This window comes from Variovorax gossypii (genome assembly GCF_003965815.1).
Classification (GTDB): domain Bacteria; phylum Pseudomonadota; class Gammaproteobacteria; order Burkholderiales; family Burkholderiaceae_C; genus Variovorax; species Variovorax gossypii.
In genome coordinates this window covers 1,307,071-1,333,377 of record NZ_RXOE01000002.1, presented here as the reverse complement: position 1 = coordinate 1,333,377, position 26,307 = coordinate 1,307,071, and the positions used below count along the sequence as shown (strand labels likewise).

Below are 26,307 nucleotides of genomic sequence, written 5' to 3'. Positions count from 1 at the left end.
AATCAGGACTTGGCGGCCTGGATCTCGACGTAGCTGCGCGCATGCCAGCGCACGCGCACGGGCCACTTCGCGTCGGCGATGGTTTCGGAGTTCACGTCCTTGCCGCTGCCGTAGTTGACCTGCCGGTCGGGGCGCCTGTTGAGGCTGACCAGCAGCACGATGCGGCTGCCCGCCGCGAGCCTGGAAGCCGTCACGCGCTCGGTGGTGAACGCAAGCAGCTGACGCTCGCCGGCCCGAAGGAGCCGCCGGCGCACGCGATGGCCGGCGTAGCTGGCGCGGAAGTCGTAGGGGTCGAACAGCAGCTGGTATTCGCCGCTCGCCGTCTGCTCGTACAGCGAGACGTTGAAGTCCATGTCCTGCCGCGAGGGTGTGATGTCGAACACGCCGCGCAGGCTGCCGGCGATCTCGGTGTCTTCCGGCAGCGGATCGCTGACGAAGCTGATGCTGTTGCGCGCCGGCAGCTGGCTCGTGCGCAGTGCGTCCGGCCACGGGATGCGCGCGTCGCGTCGATCGGCCAGGTCGACCGAGAGCCGCGCGTTGCCGCCGCCCTCGGACGGCGACGGCAGCAGCCCGTGCGGCTCGTCTCGCCCCCGGGTGTCGAGGTAGAGACGCAGCCGGGTGCGCTCCGGCGCCTCCAGCACCGGCGCATGGCGCCACCGGTCCGCGCCCATCACCTGGTAGTTGACGCGGTCCAGCAGCAGCGAGGGCTTGTCCGCGCCCTTCAGGACGTGGTCGAGCCACTGGTAGCGCAGCTCGGGCAGGTCGACGCGCGCGACCGGGTCCAGCGTGTAGCCGCGCAGCGCCGGCACCGTGCCGCGCCGGATCGAGATCGCGTCGTAGGGGCCGAGCAGCAGCGTGGTGTCGGCCTGCGGCCGGTTGCGGCGATGCTCGTTGTGGAAGTAGAGCGCGCCGGCGTCGGCGCCGAAGTAGCCGGCAAAGCTCAGCACCGGAATGTCGATACGCGCGAACTGCTCCGCCGACGGCAGGAACTTCTGCCAGTAGCGGTCGTGGCTCGGGTGCGTCAGCCAGGTCCGGACGAGCCTGCTGCGCTTGCCCAGCAGGACGCGGTCTATGTCCCAGTAGGGGCGATTGCCGCGGTGCCAGCGCGCGTCGAGGGCCTGCCAGATCGCATCCGGGCCCGCATCGGCGTCGGCAGCGGCCGGCAGGGGTTCGGCAGCTGCGTGCTCCTGCGCCCAGCGGACCATCGCGTTGCGGAAGATCTGCCCCGCCATCGGGAAGTCGATGCCCGGCGCCATCGGCGCGATGGTGGCAATGGCCTTGAGCGCCGCCGGTCTCCTGCGCGCGGCGGCCCAGGCGGCGTAGCCGGAGTAGCCGTCGCCGACCATGGCGACGCGGCCGTCGCTCCACTCCTGCCGGGCGATCCAGTCGATGACGGCGGCGGCGTCCTCGCCGTCGCGAACGAACGGCCACGCGGCGCCTTTGCCGTCGGGCGTGCGCCCGCGCACGTACGCCGTGATGCCGACATAGCCCTTGGCGGCGCTCAGGCGCGCGTCGTCCTCGGCGGGGTCGAGCGTGAAGCGCAGCAGCGCCGGCAGGGCCGTGTCAGCGCGGCCGGGCCGAACCAGGCTGGCATGGATGACGCCGCCACGCACCGGAATCCTGAGGTCGGCCTCCGCCACGTAGCGGCCGCGGTTTTCCGCCGCGAACAGTTCGGGCAGCAGCGCACTGAAGCTGCGGCGCGAATCGTAGGAAAGCCAGGTCCGCACGAGCGCCAGGGCGTCGGCCTCCGGGAGGCTGCCCTTCGCGCGCCAGAGGTCGAAGGCCCGGCGCACCTGCTCCCTGTAAGTTGCAAGCGGGGTTTCGAGCCGGGCCATGATGGCCTGGGCCTGCGCGTTGTCCAGCGGCGACACCAGCTCACGGAACGAGCGCGCGTAGGCCTCGGCGAAACCGACGCGCCCCTCCGCCTCGAGCATGCGCGCGCTCGAATAGATACCGTCGAGGATCGCCCGCTCGACCAGGCCGTCGAAGGGCTTGCCCTTGCGGCGCTCGCGCAGGGAGCGACTGCTGTCCTGGGCCGCGCGGTAGGCACCGCTGACGATCTGCAGGGCCGTCACGTTGGCCAGGAAGGCATCCTTGTCCGCGTCCTGGTACACCGGCAGGATGCGCTCGGCCAGGTCCCGCATCAGGCCCTCGGCGGCGGCATCGTCCGGGTCGCGCGGCGGCCGGAAGCCGAAGTCCGCCGCCCTGGACCAGGTGGGCCAGGCGGGCAGCGCGAGAACCACCCGCATGAGGGCGCGGCGCGCGCGGCTGACGGTCGACACGGGGCGTCTCATGGTCGCTGCTCCTCGGGAACTGCGTGCGGCGCCTTGACCAGATGAACCACCTGCGTGAACAGCCGGTCGTGCGCCCCGCCGGCCGAGCCGATGTGAATGATGCCCGTGCGCGTGAGCTTGCCAAGTGCGCTGACGATGAGTTCGAGCGTATCGTCGTCGAACGCGCCGAAGGCCTCGTCCATCACCAGCCAGGGCGGTGCCTGCAGCACCACGCGGGCGAAGCCCAGCCGCAGCTGCTCGTCCATGCTGAGCTCGCTTTCCCAGCGGGCCGTCCTGTCCAGCAACGGCTCCAGGCGCTGCAGGCCCACGCTCTCCAGGGCGGCCACCATCGCTTCTCTCGGGTAGGTCGTCGGCTCCATCGCATACGACAGCACTTCGGCCAGCGTGCCGCGCGGAATGTAGGGCGTGCCGCGCGGCATGTAGTGGATCGTCTCGCCGTCGGGCCGGCGCACCGTGCCCGAGCCCCAAGGCCACAGGCCCGCGATCGCCCGGAACAGCAGGGTCTTCTCGGTGCCCGGCGTGCCCAGGATCAGGGCGCACTGGCCGCGCTGCACGACGAGCGCCGGAACGTCCAGCCGGTCGTGGCCGCTCCAGGAACGGACCTCGAGCGCTTTCATCGCGAGCGTCCCGGCTTCGCCCTCCTCGTAGGCGACGCGGCTGCCGCCGGCCTGCGCCTCCAGGTCGTCGGACGCCAGCATCCGGCGCAGGTCGGTCACGCGCAGCAGCGTGGCGCGCCAGTCGGCAATGATGCTGAAGTTGTCGACGAACCAGCGCAGCGACGACTGCGCCTGCGTGAAGGCCGCGGCGGCCATCATCAGGCCGCCGAACGAAACCTTGCCCGAAAAATACAGCGGCGCGGCCACCAGCGTCGGCGCGATGACGGTGACCCAGCCGAAGCCCGCGGTGGCCCAGGTCAGGTTGGTCAGCCCCAGCACCACCCGCGACGTGGCGCGCAGCACGTCGCCGAAATGCACGGCGACGCGACGCTTCTCGTCGGTTTCGCCGCCGGCCAGGGAGATGCCGTCGAGGTGCTCGTTGATGCGCGTCAGCGAGAAGCGCAGCTCGCCCTCGCGGGCGTAGCGCTCGGCGTTGCGCGAGATCAGGCCGTTGCCGACCCAGTAGGTGACCAGCGAGCCGGCGACCGCATACGCAATCGCCGCCCACAGCATGAAGCCCGGCAGCACATGGTCCTGGCCATTGAAGAAGATGCTGAAGTCCTTGGAGAGAACCCACAGCACGCTCGCGAAGCTGCCGAACAGCATCGCCGACTGCAGCAGGCCCACGCCGAGGTTGACCGACAGGTCGCACAGCTTCAGCGTGTCCTCGTGCATGCGCTGGTCGGGATGCGCACCCATCGGGCCGCTGGCCTGCAGCCAGAACGCCCGGCGCGGCTGCAGCCAAAGCCCCACGAGGTCGTTGACCACGGCCTCGCGCAGCCTCAGCTGCAGGGTCTCGCCCAGCCACCTCTGCGCGACGTTCAACACCAGCAGCGCGCCCGCGATCACCGCGAAGACGCCGACCTGCACGATGAATTCGCTCAGGTCGCGCCTCGAGATCGCGTCGTAGAACGGCTTGTTCCAGCTGTTGAGTTCGATCTGCCCGTACGCCGTGAGCCCGACCACCACGACGATCGCACTCATCAGCACGACAAGCTTCTTCGCGACCGGGGACACCCGCAGCGCGCCCAGCAATTCGCCGACCTGACGGAAGACGCCGGCCTTCGCGACCGGCTCGACATGGTTTTCCGGACTCGCGCTCATCGCCCCCGCGTTGCCCTGGAGGCGGCGGCCGCGATGCGGCGCGCCGAGACGCACGAAATGAAGGCGGCGTGGCTCCAGGCGAGCTGCTTCGCCGAGGTCTGCGCGCCGCTGTGCTGGTCGAACTGCTCCGACAGGTCGCCGCTGTCCGGCGTGTATGCGCGCACGGTGGCGAGGTAGGCGTCGCCGCGCGCCATCCACTGGCTCCAGCGGCCTGCGTCGTCGCCCTCCGCCGCCGCGGCGCGGAAACAGAACTCGGCGGCGCCGAGCGTCGAGAAGTAGTACGCGCCGCCCGAGCAGTACACGTCGCCGGCGTACCGCCCCATCGCCGTGCCGCAACCTGCGGCACGGCCGTGGTTGATTGCATAGGCCGCATCGAACAGCGCGTCGAGCCGCTCCAGCGTGGCCTGCATGCGCGCATCGGAGGGGCCATGCGCGAACTCGCCGCCGAGGCTGTGGATCGCCGACAGGATCACGGCGATGTCCAGCGCCTTCGGGCTGAGTCGTGCGTCCGCGAGAACACGTGATCGGTAGTAGCCGTGCGCCAGGGCGCGATCGTCGTCATCTCGTTCATCCACCCAGTACCCGTCCAGCACTCGCAGCACGGCCTGCGACTCCTCACGGCAGAGCTGCGCCTGCGCCGTCTCGCCCTGCCCCTCCAGCCACGCGGCGCCCTCGGCCAGCGCCGCGGCCGAGACGCGCAGCGTGTAGTAGTGATGGCCGCTTTCCTCTTCCCAGATGTCGAACGACGGCTCGCGCCAGCGGCGCAGCGTGAAGTCGAGGTCGAAGCGGATCAGCGGCGCGACCTCGGCCAGCAGTGCCGCATTGAGATGCCCGCCGCCCGCCCAGCGCAGCAGCGCCAGCGCGCGCAGCGGCGGTCCGTCGTGCTGGGGACGCGCCCAGCGGAGGATGTCGAGCGTTCCGTCGGGGTTCACCCGCGTCTCGGCGACGACCGCGTCGCCGTGGACGCCCGCGAGTTCATCGTCCTCGCGCAGGTACTGCAGCAGTTCGGGGGCCACGCGCGCCCTGCGGTCCTGCACCGCGGTCACCGCGCGGCCGTCGAGTCCGTTCAGGGCCAGGCTGAAGCGGATGAAATCGCGCAGGTGCCGCAAGGCTTCGTCGCCGATGCGCCGGTCGGCATGGAGCAGGCGCAGCGCATCGATGACGACGGCGGAGTCTCGGAACCAGTGAAAGAAGTAGTCCGGGTCCGGGTCGTAGTTGCCGAGGACGGGCGAGGCGACGATGGCACCGGCGACCGGCCGCACGGTCTGGCCGAAGCCTTCGCGGTGCTTGACGATCGACACCGGCGAGATGCTCGACAGCATCGCGCTCGCCGAATGCGAGAGCTGCCGCTCGATCCAGGCCTCGAAGGCCGGGTCTTGCCGGTTCGCCGCGCCGAAGCTCACTCAGGCGACTCCAGGTGCGGGCTGCTGAAGTCCAGGCGGCGCAGCCCGGCCTGCACTTCGGGCACGCTCATGAACAGTTTCCACAGAAGGCCCGTGCGATGGTTCTCCATCATCACGACGATCGGGCCCTGGTCGATGGCAAGGTAGGTGTCCGCGAACCAGCCGCGCGACTCGCAGAACGCGTCGACGAAGCCGTAGTCCCTCCACACGCGCTCGCCATGCGCGGTGAGGAAATGCCGCAGCACCTTCATCACCTCGGCGGGCGCGTACGGCAGGCTGGCCAGCGCGGCCGTCGGCGAGATGGTGCCGTTGTCGTTGTTCGGATCGTGCGCGAGATAGCCGTCGGGATCGTCGCTCGCGGTCAGGCCCCAGCACGATTCGCCGTAGCCCGCGAAGCCCCGGGGATTGGCGATGCAATGCGCGCGGTTGACCTGCACGTGCCGGCTGTTGAGTTCCCAGTAGTCCGCGTAGCGATCCTTCAGGCCGCGCGGATCGAGGCCGCAGAACGAGTAGTGCGCGAAGAACAGCGGACCGCCGTTCGGCGGGCCCAGCGGCAGCTCGATGCCGTGGTACGAGCGGCCGTTGAGGAAGTCGGGGCCCGAGGCGAAGCCGCGGTGGTAGACCCGGGGGTCGATCGCATGGCGCGGCGCGGCAGCCGCCAGGAAGTAGGTGATGAGGCACTCGTTCCAGCCGTGCACCTCGTGGTTCATCGCCCAGCCGTGGTTCGGGCTCCAGTGCCAGTACAGCACGTCGCGCCCGCCCTGGGTGAACCAGTTCCACTCGACCTCGTGCCACAGCGTGTCGAAGTCGGCGCGCAGCCGGCGCACCATGGCCGTGTCCTCGTTGAAATACTGGCGCGCGCAGAGCAGGCCCATGCAGAGGAACGATGTCTCGACCAGGTCGCCCGCGTCGTCCTTGGGGCTCATCGGGATCGTCTCGCCGCTCGCCCCGTCCATGAAGTGCGGGAAGGTGCCGTGGTAGCGCCTGGCGCGAAAGAGGGCGTCGCGCATGCGCCCGAGGCGCTCCAGCGCCGCGTCCCGTGAGACCCAGCCGCGCTCCACCGCGACGATCAGGGCCATGATGCCGAAGCCCGTGCCGCCGATCGCGACCCTTTCGTCGGCCAGGTCTTCGCCCGTGGCGCGGACCAGCGTGCGGCGGTCGAGCGCCAGGCCGCTGGCGGCATCCGCGCCCTCCCAGAAATAGCGGAAGGTCCGGCGCTGCACGGCGTCGATCAAGGCTTCGTCGGGCAGGGCAGCCAGTGCCCCGGGGCTCTTGTCATCCTTCAGCACGAACGCGTCCTTTCGTGGTTGTACCGGCATGTCACTTCCGGTTTCATCGAGGCATCGACGCCACACGGCCGATGGTCCTCACCCGCAGCATGCCATCATTAGGTCCCCTGGGTTCTATTCGAAATCCCTGATGAGTCGCATCGATACCCTCATGGCCCGGATGACGCTTGCCGAAAAGCTGGGCCAACTGACGATGACTGCCTCCAGCTACACGGTCACCGGACCGGTGCTCGCGGGAGACTCCACGCAGTCGATCATCGACGGCACCGTCGGCAACCTGCTGAACATGGTGGGCCCCGGGCCCACGCACGAGATGCAGCGACTGGCCGTCGAGAAGTCGAGGCTGGGCATTCCGCTGCTGATCGGCCTGGACATCATCCACGGCCATCGCACGCTCTTCCCCATCCCGCTCGCGGAGGCCGGCGCCTTCGACGAAGAGCTCTGGGAGCGCACGGCGCGCGAGGCCGCGCGCGAAGGCGCAGCCGACGGCCTGGCGATGACCTTCGCGCCGATGCTCGACGTATCGCGCGATCCCCGCTGGGGCCGCACCGCGGAAGGGCCCGGCGAAGATCCCTGGCTCAACGCGCGCATCGCGCAGGCCAAGGTGCGCGGCTTCCAGGGTGCCGACCTGTCGTCGGCCGAATCGCTGGCCGCCTGCGCGAAGCATTTCGTCGCATATGGCGGGGTCAATGCGGGGCGCGAGTATGCGTCGGTCGACATCTCCGAGCGCACCTTGCACGAGGTGCATCTGCCGGGCTTCGCGGCAGCCGTGCGCGCCGGCGTCGCGACGCTGATGCCGGCCTTCACCGATCTCAACGGCGTGCCGATGACGGCGCACATCCCCTTGCTGCGCGACTGGCTGCGCGGCGAGATGGGCTTCGACGGCGTCATCGTCAGCGACTACAACGCGATCGCGGAGCTGATCAAGCACGGCGTGGCCGCCGATCTCGTCGATGCCGCGGTGCTGGCGCTGAAGGCCGGCGTCGACATCGACATGATGGCCGACGCATACCGCAAGGGTCTGCCGGTCGCGCTCGAGCAGGGACGGGTGACCATAGAGGAGATCGATGCGAGCGTGCGCCGCGTGCTGCGGCTCAAGGAGCAGCTCGGCCTGTTCGACGACCCCTACCGCCGCGGCGCGACGCCCGAACCAGCCGAGGTCGTCGTGAAGCGGCACGCGGTGGCGCGCGACGCCGCGCGCAAGGCCATCGTCATGCTGAAGAACGAGGGCGACACCCTGCCCTTGCCTGCGATGGCAAAGACGCTGTGCGTCATCGGCCCGCTGGCCGATGCAGTCACCGAGATGAAAGGCCCGTGGTGGGGTGCCGGCGAGCACGAGCCAGCCGTCACGGTGCTGGCCGGCCTGCGCGCCGCGCTGCCGCAGGCCGACATACGCCACGCGCCGGGCGTCGCCATCGAGAGCGACGACGACAGCGGCATCGAAGCCGCCGTCGCGCTGTGCGACGGCGCCGAGGCCGTCGTGCTGTGCCTGGGCGAGCGTGCAACGATGAGCGGCGAGGCGGCGAGCCGAGCCACGCCGGCGCTTCCGGGCCGGCAACAGGCCTTGGCCGAAGCTGTGACGGCACGCGCGCACGCGCTCGGCATCCCCGTCGTCGCGATCCTGTTCTCGGGTCGCCCGCTCGTCGTTCCCTGGCTCTCCCAAAACGCCGATGCGCTGCTGGCAGCATGGTTCCTCGGCGTCGAAGCCGGCCATGCGATCGCCGACGTTGTCACTGGCCAGGTGTCGCCCAGCGGCCGCACGCCGATGAGCTGGCCGCGCGCCGTGGGGCAGGTGCCGATCTTCTTCGGCCAGCGTCCCACAGGCCGGCCGATGAACCCTGCCGACTACTTCACGAGCAGGTACCAGGACGTCGAGAACTCGCCGCTGTATGCCTTCGGCCATGGCCTGACCTACGGCCGGTTCGTCTACGACGAGCTTCTTGTCGAGCCGCGGAACGTGAGCGAGCAGGACACGCTGAAGATCGGCGTGAGGCTGCGCAACGTCGGCGCGCGCGAGGCCGAGGAGACTGTCTTCCTGTTCGCTCGCGGCAAGCTCGGCCGTGTCACCCGGCCTCTGCTGGAACTCAAGGGCTACGCGAAGCTGCGGCTGAAGCCCGGCGAAGCCGGCTCGGTGAGCCTGGAGCTGCCGGCGTCCGAGCTGCGCTATCTCGGGCCGGACCTGCAGCCCCTGTTCGAGGCGGGCGAGGTCGAGATCCTCGTCGGGCCGAGCGCCGAGCAATCAGGCTTGCTGCGCCAGACCGTCGAGCTGCGTTGAAGCCCCGGCCCGGGCGGCAGGCAACGGCCGGGTCAGGTCCAGTTCTCCTGCACCCAGCTGCGCACCTGCGCCCACTGCGTCGAGGTCTCGATGTAGTTCAGCGTCGCGCTCACCAGCTCGCCCACGTTCTTGTAGTCGTCCAGGCCGAACGGCTGGGCGAGAGGCAGGTTGGCGCGCATGTAGTTGCCGCCGAGCAGCTGGCCGGCCTGGGTCGCCGCCAGTTCCGCGGTGGCGTCCATCGTGAGATTGAGCAGCGCCGTGGCCGGCACCACGCCATTGCTGAACGGCCAGAGCCAATGCGTGACGCCCCAGTCGAGCGGATTCGGCACGGCGCTGGTCGGCACGCCCACCGGGTTGGCGCCGGTGCCCAGCGACAGCATCACGATGTCCGACGTGGCGCTGGCGTAGCCCTGGTAAATGGCTTCCACGATCGCCGTCATCGAAGGGTTGTTGGCGAAGGTGCCGCCGTCGGCGAAGTAGCCGAAGTCGCCCACCTGGTAAGGCGGGAAGTAGGTCGGCGCAGCCGAGGTGGCCAGCGCGGCCTCCACCATGCTGATGCCGCGATAGGCGTTGCTCGGGCCGTTGGAGATGGTGCACGGCTCCCAGCTGTTCTGACTCGCGTCCCACAGCCGCGCGGAGTTGACCGCCACGAAGCGGCTCGCCGAGGACAGCGCGCCGTTGCCCACCAGCGTCTCGGCGACCGACTGCAGGCCGGTGTTGACGTACTGGCACTTGAAGATGCCCGGGCCGCTGCCCAGCAGCTCCTCGGGCGACTGCGCGGGTGCCTTGTCCTGCTGCTTGGCCTGTGCGTCCAGCAGCCAGCCGTTGGGCTTGAATATGGTGGAACCCTTGGTCTCGTAGAGATCGACGATGGCGTCGATGCCCACGTCGTTCACGAGGCCCAGCGAGATCAGGCCGCCGGTGGAAGTGCCGGCGAAACCGTTCGCGTTGGCGACGATGCCGAAACTCTTGTCCAGGTCCTGGATCATCAGTGCCGTGATGACACCGCGAATGCCGCCGCCGTCGCAGCAGAGAATCTTGAAAGACATGGCTGTGCTCCTTGCTCGGGTGAATGGATGTCAGCGCGCCTTCTCCTCCTCTCCTTCTCCCCCACTACTCACCTGCCTTCACGCCCTGACGGAAATCGAAGGCCAGGGCACTGTGGCCCCTCTTCATGCGTCGATCCATTTCGTCCCATTACAGATTCGCAGGCTCGGATCGCATCGAACGGGAATGAGAACCTAAGGACTCCCGAGGCTGCCGGGGCCCAATGAAAAAGGCATCAGTTCGACTACGGTCGAGTCCCTTCGCCCGATCGCGACGATAGTGCTCCGCCGCCCAGCCCGGAATGCCGCGCCGCCGCAGCAGCGACATCGGCCGGCGCATCCAGCAACGGCCCCGCGAGGAACGCAGCCAGCAGGTCGTTGCCGGCCGCCTGCGTAAGCGCGGGGCCGCGCGACCCGCCGATCAGCACCGCGGCGGCGAAGCGCGCCGGCGCCGACAGGTATAGCGGCACGTCCGTGAAGCCGTAGTGATTCGCCTCGGCGATCTGGTAGCGATACCCACCCGCGCGCGCATGCTGCACGAGCGAGAGATTGCCTTGCAGGTAGTGCCGCGAATGCCGCGTCTCGCGATGATCGCTTTCCAGCAGAAGAATCGGCACCGGCATCGGGTCGATGGCAGCGCGACCGTACAGAGTGCCGTCGATGTTCGCGACCGCACGGATGCGCGCATCGCCCATGGCCGCCTCGACCGCGCTCGCACCGCCGAAGGAATGGCCGATCGCGGCGATGCGCTGCGGATCGAGCCGCCCCGACAGCAGCGGGCCGAAGGCGCCAGGCCGGCCGATCTGTCCGGCGACGAAGCGCAGGTCGGCCGCCCGCACCGACTGCCGTTCGCTCATGTAGTGCAGGCGATCCGGGTCGTCGGGCAGGAAGCGCTCGACCGGCGTCGCGAGCCTGCCGTCGGCCAGTTCGACCACCGGCGCTTCGTAGGCATGGTCCAGCGCGAGCACCACGAAGCCACGGCTCGCCAGGTCGGCAAGAAGTCCGGAATAGAACGCGCGCGACGCGCCATACCCCGGCGAGAACAGCACCACCGGCCAGCGCGTCCGTTGCGTGGCCACCGGCGCGTCCACGCGTGCATGCGTGTCGATCCGGTCGTAGCGCTGCATCACCAGTCCGGGTATCAGCGACACGAAGGACGGCAGCCTGCCGAGGCCGTCGATGTAGCGCGGCGCAACGCCCTGCCCTGACGCCGCCGGATACCAGGCCTGGACCACGACGTTGCGCCGGTCATCCGGATCGGCGGTCGCATCTTCCGCCCGCTCGCCGTCCACCCATCGGAACACCTGGGTGCCGACCGCATAAGGCCCGCGCGGCGCGGGCAGCTCCGGCACCGGCACGAAGCTCCACGCAAGCAGCGTGACCATGGCCAGCCCCACCACGCCGCCACGACCCAGCCATGCCAGCGCGCGTCGCGGCGATGGCCGGCTTCGCCTCCAGCCCAGCACCAGCAGTGCCGCAAGCAGCGCATGGACAGGCAGGTATTGCCAATAGAGGCCCTCGCGCCGGAGCTGGAAGACGCAAGCCACCAGCAACGCAGCCGACACGGCGATGACCACGCGCCCATTCACCCGCCTCGTCGCCGCCGCGATCAGCGCAAGGCCGACCGCGACCAGGACGATCGCGCCATCGAGCATCGACATCGCCCGGCTCCGTTGTCGTCCGTCAGCCGGCGTACCTGGCCAGCATGCCCAGCTTCTCGTTCAGCGCGGCCTGGAAATGCTCGCGCTGCGAGGGCACCCACATCGGCGCGTCGAAGGAGGCGACGATGCGATGGCTCTCGATCCTGATCGTGCCCGCGAGCGGCTCGCGCACCGCGAAGTCGTCGCCCTGCGGCTCGATCCTGAAGCCCAGTGCCTCTACCTCCTTCAGCTGTGCCTTGAGCGCTTCGCGCAATAAGGCCGGGCGTCCCGCATGAGCAACGGCGATCTCGATCGGCCGCAGTTCCGGCAACGGCAGCAGCACCGGGGCGACGAGCTTCGACGGCCCGCCTGCAGCCGGAAAGCGCAGCTTCGCCGCCGCATCGAGCACCAGCGCGCGCGCCGCCGCGACTTCGTCGTCGGACTCATAGCCGCTTTGCGCGGTGACGAAGTTGTCGGTCAGCACCTCGACCGACTCCACGCCGCCGCCTGCCGCCACCGCGAGGCGGAAGCTCATCACGCCCTGCACGTCCCTGAAGAGCTTCAGCGGCTCCGCGAGCGCGCGATGGAATCCGGTGACCACTTCCCGCGCGGCCGCCTCGTCCAGCGGCCCCGTCACCACGGGCGAAGCGGCGCGCAGGTGCCCGACCAGCGCGATGCGCGCTTCCAGCGGGTCCATGCTGCCCTGGATGGTCGGCGTGCCGTGGACGATGCGGTCGTCGAACAGCAGCAGCTGGTTGAACTGCGCCGGCACCAGCTCGTACAGCGCCTCGCCGTGCACGTGGTGCTTCTTGTAGCTGGGCACGCCGTCGCGCATCAGCAGCGTTTCGCCGCCGGCGAACTTGCGCGACTGCCAGCGCGTGAGCGAGTAGACGAAGCCCAGCGTTCCGTTCTGGAAGTCGCTGTGCAGGCCCAGCGTGCAGCCGTTGACCATCAGGTGCAGGTTGGGCTCGCCGGTCGGCATCAGGCCGGCGTGTTCCATGCACCACTGCCTCAGGTGCCGGTCGAAGCGCCGCCACAGCGGCAGCGGAAACACCTGCTGCGGCGTCGTGCGCAGGTAGGTGTACATGCGCGGATCGCAGAAGTACTGCCACTGGACCGACTGCCGGTAGGCGCTGCCGACCTTCTCCTCGTAGGCCGCGCGCATGGCCTCGGCCTCCGGAAAGAAGTCGGCGGCGACGTGCTGGCGCCGGATCACGCGGCCACCTCGCGCATGTCGCCGAGCGCCACGCGCACCTGGCGGTTGCCGCTGTACGGCAGGCGCCCGTGGGCCATCAGCAGGTTGTTGACCAGCAGCACGTCGTGGGCCTCGGTGGGGATGCGGATCGAGCACTCCATCAGCACCCGGTCGATGGTGCGCACCCATTCGGCCGGTATCGGGCTGCCGTCGCCGAAGAACACCGTGCGCGGAAACTGGTCGCGGCGGAAGTGCTTGCCCAGCATCGCATCGACCTCGGCCGGCAGTGCGTCGGGGTGGTGCAGCAGGATCTGGTTGAACCAGGCCTCGGTGCCGCGCTGGGGAATGCGCAGCACGGCATGGGTGCGGTACGACACGGTGAGATCGTTCTCGGAGATCGCGTCGATCTCGTGCCCGCTGCCCGCGATCTTCACGCGCAGCTCCCGCAGGGTCTCGACCTTGAAGAACTGCTGCCACGAGGTGTCCAGCCCTCGGATGAAGCGCCGCCGGTAGACCAGCCCCAGCTCGCGGAAGCGCTCTAGCATCTGCGCGGGCAGCCGCTCGATCACCTGGCGTCCGTCCGACAGGGTCCACTCGCCGCCTTCGGTGGCCGGCTCCAGGCAGAAGAACAGCTGGCGCGAAGGCCAGCTCTGCGTATGCGAGGCCTCGTTGTGGAAGCGGATCTCCAGGTGCCTGGGGTACGGCGTGGAAAAGTAGACGTTGTCGCTCGCGCTGGCCAGCGGCAGGTCGCCGTAGTGCCTGTAGAGAGCGTCGCAGGCCGAGACCGCGCAGTCCTCGAAGCCGGGCAGGCCGCCGACCTCGAAGCCGCGGAACAGCACGTGGCCTTCCCTCCACAGCGCCTCGTCGATGCGATCGCGGTTCTGCCGTATCCAGGGCGCGAGCGGCTCGCGGGAAGCTGAAGTGATTTGCATGGGTTCGTTCACACCTTCGGTTCGTTGATCTCTTCAGGACATGGCCACCAGGATGCGGCGCGGCCCGTCGAATGGCAGCCGCCCGTGCGCCGCGAGGAGGTTGTCCACCACCAGCAGGTCACCCTGGCGCCACGCGAAAGTGCGCCGCTGCGCGCGCAGCACCTCGCGCACGTCGGCCAGCGTTGCGCTGTCGATGCGGCCGCCGTCGCCGTAGTACGCCGCCATCGGCAGCCCGGCCTCGATGCGCGCATCGACCTTGCCGCCCATCGGCGTGTTGGAGGCATGGAACAGGTGCACCTGGTTGAACCAGACGCGCTCGCCGCTCAGCGGATGCACGCGCGTGGCCGGCCGCCGCTCGTGGATGCGCAGGCCGCCGCCGGGCTGCCACTCGCAGCCGATGTCCAGCTCGCGGCAATGCGCCTCGACCTGCTCGCGGTCGGCGGTCTCGAAGGCCTTGCTCCAGGCGTTGTAGGGCGCGTGCGCCGGTGCGAGGTTGCGCACGTACATCAGCTCGCGACGCTCGAACTCCTCGACGATGGAGGCCGGCATTGCCTGCAGCACGCGCCGCGAGTCGGCCAGCGGCGTCTCGCCGCCCGTCTGCGGCACGGTCGCGCAGAAGAAGTAGAGGCGTTGCGGCCAGCGCAGGCTGTACGACATCTCGTTGTGCAGCGGTATCTCCAGTTGCCTCGGGTACTCGGTCGAGGTGTAGACGCCGTCGGCCACCTTGCTGCGCGGCGAGGTGCCGCCCGCGTAGTCGCGCAGCTGCTGCGACGCCATCGCCGCGACCGCGCGCCGGAAGTCCTCGGCCTCGTGCAACGGAAAACCGCGAAACAGCAGCGCGCCGGCACGCAGCAGCATGGGCTCCAGGCGCGGCATCGCTTCACCGAACCAGCCTTCGCCATCGGCTGCGCTGCCGCCGGCCAGCTCCGCATCGGCGTGGATGAGATGCGGAAAGTCGTCGTCGAAGTCTTCGGCCTCGCGCAGGTCCGCGACGGTTGCTGCCGCCCCGCTCATGCGCGCCGCCCCAGGTACCAGTGCCGCCCGACGATCTCGATCACCCGATCGACGTGCGGCTGCCTGAGGATCGACAGGTGATCGCTGCCGGGCACGTCGAAGCTGCGCAGCCGGGGCTCGTGCGTGCGCCAGGCGTCGAGACTCACGGATTCGTCTCCATCATCGGAAACCGCCCGCAGCAGCAACGCGAGGCCGGTGAACTCGCCCTCGGGGCGATAGCCGATCGCGCACTGGCGGCAGAACATCTCAAGCACCGGCGCGAAGTCCGCGCGCCGCGCACTGGGCGGCAGGAGGCGGGCGCGCCGCATGGCCTCGAAGACCGATGCCGTCTGCTCGCCGGCAGGCAGCGCGGCCAGCGTGCCGGCGTCGAGCCCGTGCTCCTTTCCGCCCTGCAGCCGGATCAGCGCCAGGTACTCGCGCAGCGCGTGGGCGCGGTCGCCGAAGCCTTCGGCGCGCGGCGCATCGGTGTCAACGAGCACCACCGGTGCGACCGTGGCACCGGCCTCGGCCAGTTGCCGTGCCGTTTCCAGCGCGACCCAACCGCCGAAGGAATGGCCGATCAGGTGATAGGGCCCCCGCGGTTGCAGCGCGCGTATCGCATCCACATGCCGCCGCGCCGCCTCCTGCAGCGTCGGCGGCTCGCCATCGCGGCCCAGCAGCGCGGGTGCCTCCAGGCCGATGAAGCTGGCGTCGCCGGGGCTGCGCGAAGCGAAGTCGAGGAACGACGTTGCGTTGGCGCCCGCACCCGGCAGGCAGAACACCTTGCGTGCCTGTGAGCTGCTGCCGCTGCTTCTGATGGTCACCACGGCACCTGGCGCTGGCGGGCGGTTGGCCGTGGCCGGCTGCGCTTGCGTGCCGTCGAGCCGCTCGAGGATCGAGTCGATCGCCCCACCCACACGCGCTGCGTGTCGGCCGTCCATCATGATGCTCCAGTGGTCGCCGCCTACCGGATGCACCTGCAGCCGGTTGCCGAGCACCGCGCTCCAGCCGTTGGCCGGGTCGCCCGCATCGCCGCCGGGTAGCGCCGAGAACAGATGCGCATCGATCTCCAGCGGCCGCGCGTGATAGCGATGCGCCGCCGCGCGCAGCTCGAACCAGAGCCCCGCGCGCGCGTCGAACTCCGCCGGGCTCATGTCCTTCTTCAGCCACCCCTCGGCGCGCGCCAGCGCGATTGAGGCGGGCAGGCCGTCGGCGGCGAGAAGCCGCTCGATCTCGCCCGCCTCCAGCTTGCGCCCGTAGTACTCGGCGAAGGCCACCAGCAGCAGCTTGCGGTCCTGCTCGCCCAGTTCGGAAATGCCGCGCTCGCCCTCGCTGCGGTGCCAGCTGTCGATCAGCCCGAGGAACTCGACCTGCTCGCCCGCCGAGAGCAGCTGCCGCGCGACCTCGAAGGCCAGCACGCCGCCGGCCGACCAGCCCGCGAGCCGGTACGGCCCCTGCGGCAGCGCCTCGCGGATCAGGCGCACGTAGCCAGCGGCCAGGTCCTCGTAGCGGCTTCCGGCCTGCACCGCGTCGCGGTCGGCGCGGATGCCGTAGAGGCCGACTTCCGGATCGACGTGCCGCGCCAGCCCCTCGTACGACAGCACCTCGCCGCTGGGTTCGTGGATGAACACCAGCGCGCGCCGCGTGGCGCCACCCTTGCGGATGGTCACCCACTGTGCGTTCGGACCGAGGTCCGCGATGTCTTCGCGCGGCTTGCCGATCAGCTCGGCCAGCGCGCTGAGTTGCTGCGCCAGCAGCACGTCCTGCAGCGCGACCTCGTAGCCCTTCTGCTTCAGGCCCTCGATGACCTGGAACACCATCAGCGAGTAGCCGCCCAGGTCGAAGAAGTTGTCGTGGCGGCCGATGCGCTCGACGCCCAGCAGCTGCGACCACAGCGCGGCGATGGTGCATTCCGCCTCGCCCCGCGGCGCCTCGTAGCGGCCGAGCGCCAGGCCCTGAGCGTCGGGCGCCGGCAGCGCCTTGCGGTCGAGCTTGCCGTTGGGCGTGAGCGGCAGCGCAGCTAGCGTCACGAAGGCCGAAGGCAGCATGTATTCGGGCAGGTGCGCGGCCAGGCCAGCGCGCAGCTGTGACGGGTCGGGCGTCTCCGTGCCTGCCACCACGTACGCGACCAGTCGCCTGTCGCCGGGGCTGTCCTCGCGCGCGACCACCGCCGCCTCGCGCACCCCCGGCAGCCGTGCGAGCCGCGCCTCGATCTCGCCGGGCTCGATGCGGAAGCCGCGCAGCTTGATCTGCTGGTCGTTGCGGCCGAGGTATTCGAGCGTGCCGTCCTCGCGCCAGCGGCCGAGGTCGCCGGTGCGGTACATGCGCGCCTGTGCGTCGTCGGCAACGAACGGATCGCGCGGGAAGCGTTCGGCGGTCAGCTCCGGCCGGCCGAGATAGCCGCGCGCGACGCCGGCGCCGCCAATGTGGATCTCGCCCGCCACGCCGACCGGCACCGGCTGCCCCGCCGCGTCGAGCAGGTAGATCCGCGCGCCCGGCATCACCTGCCCGATGTGCGGACGGCGTCCGTCGATGACCCCGCAGCTTGCGTCCACGGTGCATTCGGTCGGCCCGTACATGTTGAAGAAGAGCCGCCCTTCGACGGCCGCCAGCGTGCCCCAGGTGGCCGCGTCGATCGGCTCGCCGCCGAGCAGCAGCTTGCGCAGACTCGGCGCGCGGCCTTGCAGGAGGCCCGCGCCCTGCATCAGCCGCAGGTGCGAAGGCGTGCACTCCATCGCCTCGATGCGATGGGTTTCCAGAAAGCCGAGCAGCTCCTGCGCGCCGAGTCGGTCCGCCTCGGGCAGCAGGAACACGCTGCGGCCGAAGGCGAGTTGCCCCCAGGCCTTCACGGCCATGTCGAAGCCGAAGGAGGAGTTCCACGCCACGCGCCGGCAATCGGGTGCCGTGCCGTGCACGCAGGCCTCCATCGCGCGCAGGAAGAAGGCCACGTTGCGGTGCTCGACCATCACGCCCTTGGGCTCGCCGGTCGATCCGGAGGTGTAGATCACGTAGGCCAGGTGCGAGGGCGTGAGGCCGACAGCGGCCGGGTCCGGGTTGGTGGACGGCGCCGTGGCCCAGTCTGGCTGTTCGGCGTCGAGCAGCACGCGAGCGCATCGCTGCGGCGCCTGCAGCCGTGCGTCGAGGCGCTGCTGGGTCAGCAGCACGACCGCGCCGCTGTCTTCCAGCATCTGCGCCAGGCGCTCGTCCGGATGGACCGGATCGAGCGGCACGTACGCGCCGCCGGCCTTGAGCGTGGCCAGCATCGCCACGACCATCTCGAGGCTGCGCTCGGCGCAGATCGCAACCCTGTCATCGGGCTTCACGCCGAGCGCGCGCAGGTGATGGGCGAGCCGGTTGGAGCGCGCATTGAGCTCGCCGTAGCCCAGGCTCTGGCCCGCGTATTCGATCGCCTGCGCATCGGGCTGGCGCGCCGCCTGTTCCTCGATGAGCGCATGCACCAGCACCGGCTGGGCTGTGGCGGCATGGCTTTCGTTGAAGCCTTCCACGATCGACGCGCGCTCGTCGGCGTCGAGCAGGTCGATGCGGTCCACCGGCTGGCTGTCGTCGGCGACCATGGCGCGCAGCACCGCTTCCAGGCAACGCCATTGGCGGCGCACCGTGGCCTCGTCGAACAGGGCGCAGGCGTAGTTGAGCTGGCCGGCGATGCCCTCCCCGTTCTCGCGCAGCTCCAGCGAGAGCTCGAACTGCGCACTGTCCGCGCCGCCGCCCAGGCTCTGCGCCTGCAGGCCGGGCAGGTCGAGTCCGGCCTCGGGCGTGTTGTGCCACGACAGCATCACCTGGAACACCGGATGGTGGGCCAGCGAACGCGGCGGGTTGAGCGCCTCCACCAGCCGCTCGAATGGCACGTCCTGCAGGCTTTGGGCCTGCACCGCGGTCTGCCGCGCCTGTGCCAGCAGCGCGCCCACGCCCGGGCTGTCCGAGAGGTCGATCTTCAGCGCCTGCGTGTTGACGAAGAAGCCGATCAGCGGCTCGACCTCCACGCGGTTGCGGCCGGCGTGCGAGCTGCCGATCACCACCTGCTCCTGCCCGCTCAGACGGCCCAGCACCACCGCCCATGCCGCGAGCAGCGTCATGTAAAGCGTTGTGCCATGGCGCTGGCCCAGTGCGCGCAGGCCCTGGCCCAGCACGGCGTCGAGTTCGACCGCGATGTTGGCGCCACGATAGTCCTGCACCGGCGGACGCGGCCGGTCGGTCGGCAGGTCGAGCAAGGCCGGCGCGCCGCGCAGCTGCCGCACCCATTGCTCCAACTGCTGCTGCAGCAGCGGCCCCTGCAGCCATTGGCGCTGCCACATGCCGAAGTCGGCGTACTGGATGGCCAGCGGCGGCAGCGGGTCGGAGCGGCCTTCGCGAAAAGCGCCGTACAGCGCAGAGAACTCCTTCGCCAGCACCCCGCCCGACCAACCGTCGGACACGATGTGGTGCATGGTCACCAGCAGCACGTGATCGTCGGGCCCCAGCACGAGCAGTCGGCCCCGGATCAGCGGCCCCAGCGCGAGATCGAACGGGCGCAGCGCCTCCTCGCGCACGATGCGCTCCAGCGCCTCGTCGGTGATGCCGCGCCGGTCTTCATGCAGCAGCGCGAAGCCGCGCGGCTCGTCGATGACCTGCCGCGCCTCGCCCCCGATGCCGACGAAGCGGGTGCGCAGCACCTCGTGGCGCTCGACGATGCGATCGAAGGCGGCCTGCAGCGCGGCGGTGTCCAGCGGACCGCGCAGCCGCACCGCGTCGGGCACGTGATAGGCCTTGCTCGCCTCAGGATCGATCCGCGCGATGAACCACAGCCGCTGCTGCGCGAAGGACATCGGCAGCGGCGCCGAGCGGTCGGCGCGCGCGATCGCACCCAGCGTGTTCTGGCTCGCCTCGGCCACGTCGCGCGCCAGGTCGGCGAGCCGTGGATGCGTGAACAGCACCGGCAGCGGCAGCTCCACGCCGAGCCGCTCGCGCAGCTGCGAGACCAGCCGCACCGCGAGCAGCGAGTGACCGCCCAGCTCGAAGAAATTGTCGTTGCGCCCGACGCGCTCCATGCCGAGCAGCTCGCACCAGATCTGCGCGAGCGTGTCCTCGATCTCGCCGATCGTCGCCTCGTAATTGCGATGGGCGAAGGCAAGGCCTTCGGGTGCCGGCAGCGCCTTGCGGTCGAGCTTGCCGTTCGGCGTCAGCGGCAGGGCCCCGAGCGGCACGAAGGCGCCCGGCAGCATGTGCTCGGGCAGGCGCGCGGCCAGTTGCTGGCGCAGCCCGGCCGGGTCGATGGCGTCGTGCGCGCCGTCCGCGACGATGTAGGCGACAAGGCGCTTCTCGCCGGGCACGTCCTCGCGCGCGACCACCGCCGCCTCGCGTATGCCGGGCAGCTCGTTGAGGCGAGCCTCGATCTCGCCGGGTTCGGCGCGGTGGCCTCGGATCTTGAGCTGGAAGTCGTTGCGCCCGAGGTATTCGATCGTGCCGTCGTCGCGCCAGCGGCCGAGGTCGCCGCTACGGTACATGCGTGCGACTTCGTCGTCCGCGAACGGATCGCGCAGGAAGCGTTCGGCGCTCAGCGCGATCTGGTTGAGGTAGCCCCGCGCCACCTGCGCGCCGGCGATGTGGATCTCGCCCGCCACGCCGCGCGGCACGGGCCTGCCTTGCGCGTCGAGCAGGTACAGCCGGCAGTTGTCGACTGGCGTGCCGATGGGCGGCAGGTCGCTCCACTCCTCAGCGGGGCCTGAGAGCGTGTATGTCGTGACCACGTGGCTCTCGGTCGGACCGTAGTGGTTGTGCAGGCGCGCCTTGCCGTTGCCTTCGAACAGCCGCCGTATCGCCGGGGTGATGCGCAGCTGCTCGCCCGCGACGATCAGGTCGCGCAGCGTCGGCGGCAGCGCTGCCCCGTGCTGCGACCACAGCTCGCTCAAGGCGTTGAGCGCAATGAAGGGCAGGAAGAGCCGCTCGACACCCTGCTCGCCGAGCCAACCGGCCAGCGCGGGCAGGTCGCGTCGCAACTCGTCGGGCAACGGCACCAGCGTGCCGCCCGTGGCCAACGTGGAGAAGATTTCCTGGAACGCGACGTCGAAGCCCGGCGCCGCGAACTGCAGGGTGCGCGCAGCGTCGGGCAGTTGCTCGCGCTGCCAGGCCAGCAGGTTGACCAGCGCACGGTGCGGCATCGCCACGCCCTTGGGCGCGCCGGTGGAGCCGGAGGTGTAGATCACGTAGGCCAGGTGCTCGCCGCGCAGGCCCAGCGCGTGCGGGTCGGGCCGGGGCGCGGTGGCTTGCGCCCATGGCGCGGCGGCGATGTCGTCGAGCAGCACGCGCTCGCAGGTCGGTGGCACGGCGAGGCGATGGGCCAGCCGCTCCTGCGTCAGCAGCACGCGCGGCGCGCTGTCGGCGAGCATGTGCATCAGGCGTTCGTCGGGCAGCGCCGGATCCAGCGGTACATAGGCACCGCCAGCCTTGAGCGTGGCCACGATCGCGATTACCGATGCGGCTCCGCCCTCCAGGCAGATCGCCACGCGCTGATCGGGCACCACGCCGAGCGTGCGCAGATGATGGGCCAGCTGGTTCGAACGGGCTTCCAGCTCGCCATAGCCCAATCGTTCGGTGGCGGATTCCAGCGCGACCGCGTGGGGGTCGCTGTCGGCCCGGCGCTCGAACAGCGTGTGCACCAGTTCGCCACCACTGCCGATATCGCCATGGTCACGGCGGGTGGCATTGAAGCCGTGCAGCACCTGCTCGCGCTCGGCCGCTGGCAGCGTCTCGACGTCACGCATCGGCGTGTCGGGCGCCTGGTCGAGCGCGCGCACGAGGTTTTCGAGGGTTTCGCGCATCCAGCCGGCGATGCGCTCGGCGTCCACCTGCTTCACGATCTCGGCGGTAATGGAGAAGCCCTGGCCGTGGTCGTCCACATGCAGCACGAAGGGGTAGTTGGTGCGGTCGCGGCTCTCCAGATGACGGATGCCGGCGATGCCCTCCTCGCCCTGCACCGCCTGCTCGCGGCTGTGGCGGTAGTTCAGCAGCGCCGAGAACAGCGGCGTGTTCGCGGGCAGGCCGCTGCAGCGCTGTGCCAGCGTCAGCGACGCGTGCTCGTGGCGCAGCAGTTCCGCGAGCGCGGCGGCCGTCTCGCCGAGCGCTGCCCCCGCGCTGAGCCCCTCCAGCCGCACCCGCAGCGGCAGGGTGTTGATGAACATGCCCATCGCGCGGTCGGCGCCTTCGCCGCCCTGCAGGCGGCCGAGCAGCACGGTGCCGAACACCACGTCGCCACCGTCGTTGCCGCTGCAGCGCGCCAGCACCTGCGCCCAGGCCAGGTGGAACACGCACGCGGCGCCGACACCGCGCCCGCGCGCCACGCGCCGCAGGTCTGCGCACAGCGCCGGTTCGAGCCGCAGCTTCGCCTGCACCGCGTCGCTGCCGTTGCCCTGCACGTCGAGCAGATCGAAGGGCGCGGTCGGCTGCACGACGTCGCCCAGCCTCGCTCGGAAGAACTGCTCATGCTCGGCTTCGCGCGCGCCCAGCCGAGCCTGCGCGACGAAGTTGCGGAAGGGCACGGGCTGCGGCAACTCGGCACGTCGGCCCTGCATCACCAGGCCGACTTCGTGGGCCAGCAGCTCCAGCGTGACGTGGTCCATCGCCAGGTGGTGATAGAGCATCTGCAGCAGCCAGCGTCCACCTTCCGCCTCATCGAAGGCCGCGAAGCCGCGCATCATCGGCGCGCGGCGCACGTCGAGGCGATAGCGGGCCGGGTCGGCGTGAGCCTGCAGCCGAGCCTGCACATCGCCGCCGTCGAACTCCAGCGTCTCGACTTCCAGCCGCGCCCGGCGCCACACCACCTGAACCGGCTCGGGCAAGCCGTCCCACTGCACGGCGGTGCGCAGCACATCGTGGCGCGCGATGGCGTCGTTCATCGCGGCGACGAAGCGATCAAGCAGCTCGCGGCTGTCGAAGGCCATGAGCAGCCGGGTCAGGTAGGCGTCGCCCTGCTGCTGCAGCAGGTGATGGAACAGGATGCCCTCCTGCAGCGGCGCGAGCGGATAGATGTCCTGCACATTGCCCGCACCACCCGGCGTGGCGGCGACGATGCGGTCGATCTGCGCCTGCTCCAGCCTCACCAGCGGCAACATGCGCGGGGTGATGCGCGGTTGCTGCTCCTGCTGCCGTGTTGCTGCAGCGGCGCGATCATCGTTGGCGGCGACCCAGCTCATCAGCGCCTGCTTGTGCAGCTTCAGCAATGCCATCACGCCGGGGGTCAGCACGCCGCGCGGCGCCTTCAGAACCAGCTCGCCCTGCTCGATCCGCGCCAAAACCCTGCGCTCTTCCAGCAGGCCGATCAGGGCCGGCGCGTCCAGTGATTGCGTGCTCGCGACTTCCAGATTCACAGTCTGAACTCCTCAGTTTCCGATTCGGTGTCCCATCCGGCTTCCTGCTGGGCAAAGTGGGCCGGGATGGCGTTGTGCGGTACGTGGACCTCGGCCACGTCCGGTGCGGTGCGAACGGCGGCAGCCATCGCTGCCAGCGCCGGCCGGGCGAAGACCGCGCGCACGTCGATGGCCCAGCCGCGCCTGCGCAGCTGCTCCAGCATCTGCACCGCAAGCAGCGAATGCCCGCCGAGCGCGAAGAAGCTGTCATGACGGCCGATGCGCTCCACGCCCAGCAGCCGCGACCAGATCGCGGCCAGGGCCTGCTCCACTTCGCCCTGCGGCGGCACGAAGGCGCGGCGGTCGAAGGCTTCGTCCCCCGGCGCGGGCAGCGCCTTGCGGTCGAGCTTGCCGTTGGCGCTCAGCGGCAGCGCAGCGAGGCGCACATAGGCGGCGGGCAGCATGTGTTCGGGCAGGTGCTCGCCGAGCAGGCTGCGCAGCCGCGCGGGCTCCAGCGCTTCTCCTGACGCGGCCGGCACCACGTACGCGACCAGCGACGGCGTGCCGGACCGGTCCTCGCGCGCCAGCACCGCCGCGTCGGCGATGCCGTCGATCGCGCGCAGCCGCGTTTCGATCTCGCCCGGCTCGATGCGCTGCCCGCGCAGCTTGATCTGGAAATCGGCGCGGCCCAGGTATTCGATCGCGCCGTCGACGCGCCAGCGGCCGAGATCGCCGCTGCGATAGAGCCGGCCGCTCCCGCCGAAAGGATCGGCGATGAAGCGCTGCGCCGTCAGCTCCGGCTGGTTCAGGTAGCCGCGCGCCACCTGCACGCCGCCGATGTAGAGCTCGCCGGCAACGCCGACCGGTGCCGGGCGCAGCGCATCGTCGAGCAGGTACAGGCGGGTGTTGGCGATCGGTTTGCCGATCGGCACCGAATCGCCGTCGTCGCTCCCGCAGGTCCAGGCGCTCACGTCCACCGCTGCTTCGGTCGGGCCGTAGAGGTTGTGGAGCTGCACGTGCGACAGGCTCTCGCGGCACCGGCGCGCGAGCCCGACGGAAAGCGCCTCGCCGCTGCAGACCACGCGCCGCAGGCTGGCGCAGGCGGCCACATTGCCGGCTTCATCGAGCCGGGCAAGAAAGAGCTGCAGCATCGAGGGCACGAAGTGCAGCGTCGTCACGCCGCTCGCGCGGATCAGCTCGCAGAGGTAGGCAGGGTCCTTGTGTCCGTCGGGCCTCGCCAGCACCAGCCGCGCGCCCGCCATCAGAGGCAAGAAGAACTCCCACACCGACACGTCGAAGCCCAGCGGCGTCTTCTGCAGCACCACGTCGTCCGGCGTCAATGCGTAGGCCTGCTGCATCCAGTGCAGGCGGTTGACGATGCCCCGGTGCTCGTTCATCACGCCCTTGGGCCGCCCTGTGGAGCCGGAGGTGTAGATCACGTAGGCGAGATGGCTTTCGTGAAGACCTGTGTCGGGTACATCGGCTTCGGTGCCGGCGAATGCCTCCATGGGATCGTCGCGATCCACCGACAGCGTGCGCACCATCGCCGGCAAGGCAGATGCAATTTCGGCGTCGGCCAGCACCACCACCGGGCCGGCTTCTTCAATCATCTGCAGCGACCGTCGCAGAGGATGCGAGGGATCGAGCGGCAGGTATGCACCGCCTGCCTTCAGCACTGCCAGCAGCGCCACGACCAGCATCTCGCTGCGCTGCATGAAGATGCCCACACGCGCGTCGGGCACCACGCCCATTGCACGCAGTTGCAGCGCCAGCCGGTCGGCGCGTGCATCGAGTTCGGTGTAGCTGAGGCTGCGGCCTTCGAACACCACGGCGGTTGCGTCGGGACTCCTTGCGGCCTGGCGCTCGAACAGCTGGTGCAGCAGGCCGTGCGGGTAGTCCGCAGCAGTCGCGTTGAAATCGCCAGTCACCTGCCGGCGCTCGTCTTCCGGCAGCACGTCGATGCGCCGCAGCGGCCGCCGGGGCTCTGCCTCGAGCGCATCGACCAGCGACCGCAGCGCCTGCTCGACGAAGCCACGGATTCGCCGCGCATCGACGCTGCGGTCGATCTCGGCGGTGATGCCGAAGCCGTCGCGGTGGTCGTCCACGTGCAGCACGAAGGGATAGTTGGTGCGGTCGTGGCCGCCGAGCGATTCGATGCCCGGCACGCCCGTGGCACCGTCTTCGCCCTGACGCTCGCTGTAGCGGTAGTTGAGCAGGCTGGTGAAGAGCGGTGCATCGGCCGGCAGCCCGCTGCAGCGCCGCGCGAGGCTCAGCGAGGCATGCTCGTGGTGCAGCAGCTCGGCCAGGTCGGCGTGCACGCGGCGAAGCGCGGCCTCGGTGTCGTCGTCGATGCGCACGCGCAGCGGCAGCGTGTTGAGGAACATGCCCATCGCCCGCGTCGCCTCGGCGCCGGCCTGCAGGCGGCCGAAGAGCACCGTCCCGAACACCACGTCGTCCCGGGCGCTGCAGCGCGCCAGCACCAGCGCCCAGGCCAGATGGAACACGCTGGCCGCGCCCACGCCGCGCAGGCGCGCCTGTTCGCGCAGGCGCCGCGCGAGCCCGGGTTCCAGCTCGGCGCGCGACTGCAGCACGCCGCTGCCGTCGCCGCGTACCTCGTCCAGCCCGAAGGGCGCGGTGGTTGCATCCACATCGCCCAGCACGCGACGGAAATAGGCTTCATGCACGGTCTCCGCCCCGGCCTGCCGTGCCTGCGCGACAAAGCGCCTGAAGGGCACCGGCACGGGCAATTCATCGCGACGCCCTTGAAGAATCAGCATGACCTCGCGCACCAGCAGCTGAGAAGCCGTGTGGTCGAGGATCAAGTGGTGGTGCAGCAGCTGCAGCAGCCAGCGCCCGCGGCTCCCTTCCTCGATGGCGTGGCCGCAAAGCATCGGGGCGCGCCGCACGTCGAGGCGGCAGCTGCGCGGATCGGCCAGCGTGCGCAACCGTTCCCGCGCCACTTCGGCAGGCGCCGAGGCCAGCATCGCGATCTCCAGATTCGCCTCGCGCTGCACCAGCTGCACGGGTTGCTGCAGCTCTTCCCAATGAACGCTGGTGCGCAGGATGTCGTGGCGCGCGATCACTTCGCGCAGTGCCTCAACGAATCGTTCGAGCCGCTGGCGGTTGTCGAAGCGCAGCAGG

12 protein-coding genes (1 of these 12 only partly in view) are annotated in these 26,307 nt (G+C 70.2%); 1 reads left to right on the top strand and 11 read right to left on the bottom strand.

The annotated features are described in order from the left end of the window. Positions 1-2 precede the first annotated feature (2 nt). Genes EJP69_RS13755 through EJP69_RS13740 form a run of 4 tightly spaced genes read right to left on the bottom strand, consistent with a single transcriptional unit; the run spans position 3 to position 6,746 of the window. Positions 3-2,294: a CocE/NonD family hydrolase gene (locus tag EJP69_RS13755; RefSeq protein ID WP_126470654.1), complete on the bottom strand. Its 2,292-nt coding sequence runs from the start codon at positions 2,292-2,294 to the stop codon at positions 3-5. After that, positions 2,291-4,054, bottom strand: coding sequence for an ABC transporter ATP-binding protein/permease (locus EJP69_RS13750; protein WP_126470652.1), 1,764 nt, complete (start codon positions 4,052-4,054; stop codon positions 2,291-2,293). Before EJP69_RS13750 ends, EJP69_RS13755 begins: the two co-directional genes overlap by 4 nt. Next, a complete protein-coding gene (locus EJP69_RS13745; protein ID WP_126470650.1) occupies positions 4,051-5,457 on the bottom strand; it encodes a glycoside hydrolase family 15 protein in 1,407 nt (468 codons plus the stop codon). Before EJP69_RS13745 ends, EJP69_RS13750 begins: the two co-directional genes overlap by 4 nt. After that, the gene (locus tag EJP69_RS13740) at positions 5,454-6,746 is read right to left on the bottom strand and encodes a glucoamylase family protein (RefSeq protein ID WP_240652135.1); all 1,293 of its coding nucleotides are present in this window, start codon (positions 6,744-6,746) and stop codon (positions 5,454-5,456) included. The genes EJP69_RS13745 and EJP69_RS13740 overlap by 4 nt, the downstream gene beginning before the upstream one ends. Positions 6,747-6,876: 130 nt before the next feature. Here EJP69_RS13740 and EJP69_RS13735 point away from each other — a divergent pair, with 130 nt between their 5' ends. Beyond that, positions 6,877-9,021: a glycoside hydrolase family 3 N-terminal domain-containing protein gene (locus EJP69_RS13735; RefSeq protein ID WP_126470646.1), complete on the top strand. Its 2,145-nt coding sequence runs from the start codon at positions 6,877-6,879 to the stop codon at positions 9,019-9,021. Positions 9,022-9,053: 32 nt separating this feature from the next. Here EJP69_RS13735 and EJP69_RS13730 read toward each other — a convergent pair whose 3' ends face one another. From EJP69_RS13730 to EJP69_RS13700, 7 genes are all read right to left on the bottom strand, one after another. Continuing rightward, the gene (locus tag EJP69_RS13730) at positions 9,054-10,070 is read right to left on the bottom strand and encodes a patatin-like phospholipase family protein (protein WP_093198886.1); all 1,017 of its coding nucleotides are present in this window, start codon (positions 10,068-10,070) and stop codon (positions 9,054-9,056) included. Positions 10,071-10,312: 242 nt separating this feature from the next. Continuing rightward, positions 10,313-11,728: an alpha/beta hydrolase family protein gene (locus EJP69_RS13725; protein ID WP_126470644.1), complete on the bottom strand. Its 1,416-nt coding sequence runs from the start codon at positions 11,726-11,728 to the stop codon at positions 10,313-10,315. Between the two features lie 22 nt (positions 11,729-11,750). Continuing rightward, a complete protein-coding gene (locus EJP69_RS13720; RefSeq protein WP_126470642.1) occupies positions 11,751-12,923 on the bottom strand; it encodes a hypothetical protein in 1,173 nt (390 codons plus the stop codon). Continuing rightward, on the bottom strand, positions 12,920-13,834 hold the full coding sequence (locus EJP69_RS13715) for a TauD/TfdA family dioxygenase (protein ID WP_126470640.1): 915 nt from the start codon (positions 13,832-13,834) through the stop codon (positions 12,920-12,922). The genes EJP69_RS13720 and EJP69_RS13715 overlap by 4 nt, the downstream gene beginning before the upstream one ends. A gap of 33 nt (positions 13,835-13,867) precedes the next feature. Next, positions 13,868-14,848 (bottom strand): TauD/TfdA family dioxygenase, encoded by a 981-nt coding sequence (locus EJP69_RS13710; RefSeq protein WP_126470638.1) that lies wholly within the window; start codon positions 14,846-14,848, stop codon positions 13,868-13,870. Continuing rightward, positions 14,845-23,187, bottom strand: coding sequence for a non-ribosomal peptide synthetase (locus tag EJP69_RS13705; RefSeq protein WP_126470636.1), 8,343 nt, complete (start codon positions 23,185-23,187; stop codon positions 14,845-14,847). The genes EJP69_RS13710 and EJP69_RS13705 overlap by 4 nt, the downstream gene beginning before the upstream one ends. Beyond that, positions 23,184-26,307: the 3' portion of a non-ribosomal peptide synthetase gene (locus tag EJP69_RS13700; RefSeq protein WP_126470634.1), read on the bottom strand. Its footprint extends 422 nt past the window's final position; 3,124 of the gene's 3,546 nt are visible here — the last part of the coding sequence; its start codon lies beyond the right edge, outside the window; it ends in the stop codon at positions 23,184-23,186. Before EJP69_RS13700 ends, EJP69_RS13705 begins: the two co-directional genes overlap by 4 nt.

Bases quoted from the DNA above. Each gene is read 5' to 3' on its own strand.
- EJP69_RS13755 (WP_126470654.1), bottom strand. From the start codon at position 2,294: ATGAGACGCCCCGTGTCGACCGTCAGCCGCGCGCGCCGCGCCCTCATG.
- EJP69_RS13750 (WP_126470652.1), bottom strand. From the start codon at position 4,054: ATGAGCGCGAGTCCGGAAAACCATGTCGAGCCGGTCGCGAAGGCCGGC.
- EJP69_RS13735 (WP_126470646.1), top strand. From the start codon at position 6,877: ATGAGTCGCATCGATACCCTCATGGCCCGGATGACGCTTGCCGAAAAG.
- EJP69_RS13730 (WP_093198886.1), bottom strand. From the start codon at position 10,070: ATGTCTTTCAAGATTCTCTGCTGCGACGGCGGCGGCATTCGCGGTGTC.
- EJP69_RS13725 (WP_126470644.1), bottom strand. From the start codon at position 11,728: ATGTCGATGCTCGATGGCGCGATCGTCCTGGTCGCGGTCGGCCTTGCG.
- EJP69_RS13715 (WP_126470640.1), bottom strand. From the start codon at position 13,834: ATGCAAATCACTTCAGCTTCCCGCGAGCCGCTCGCGCCCTGGATACGG.
- EJP69_RS13710 (WP_126470638.1), bottom strand. From the start codon at position 14,848: ATGAGCGGGGCGGCAGCAACCGTCGCGGACCTGCGCGAGGCCGAAGAC.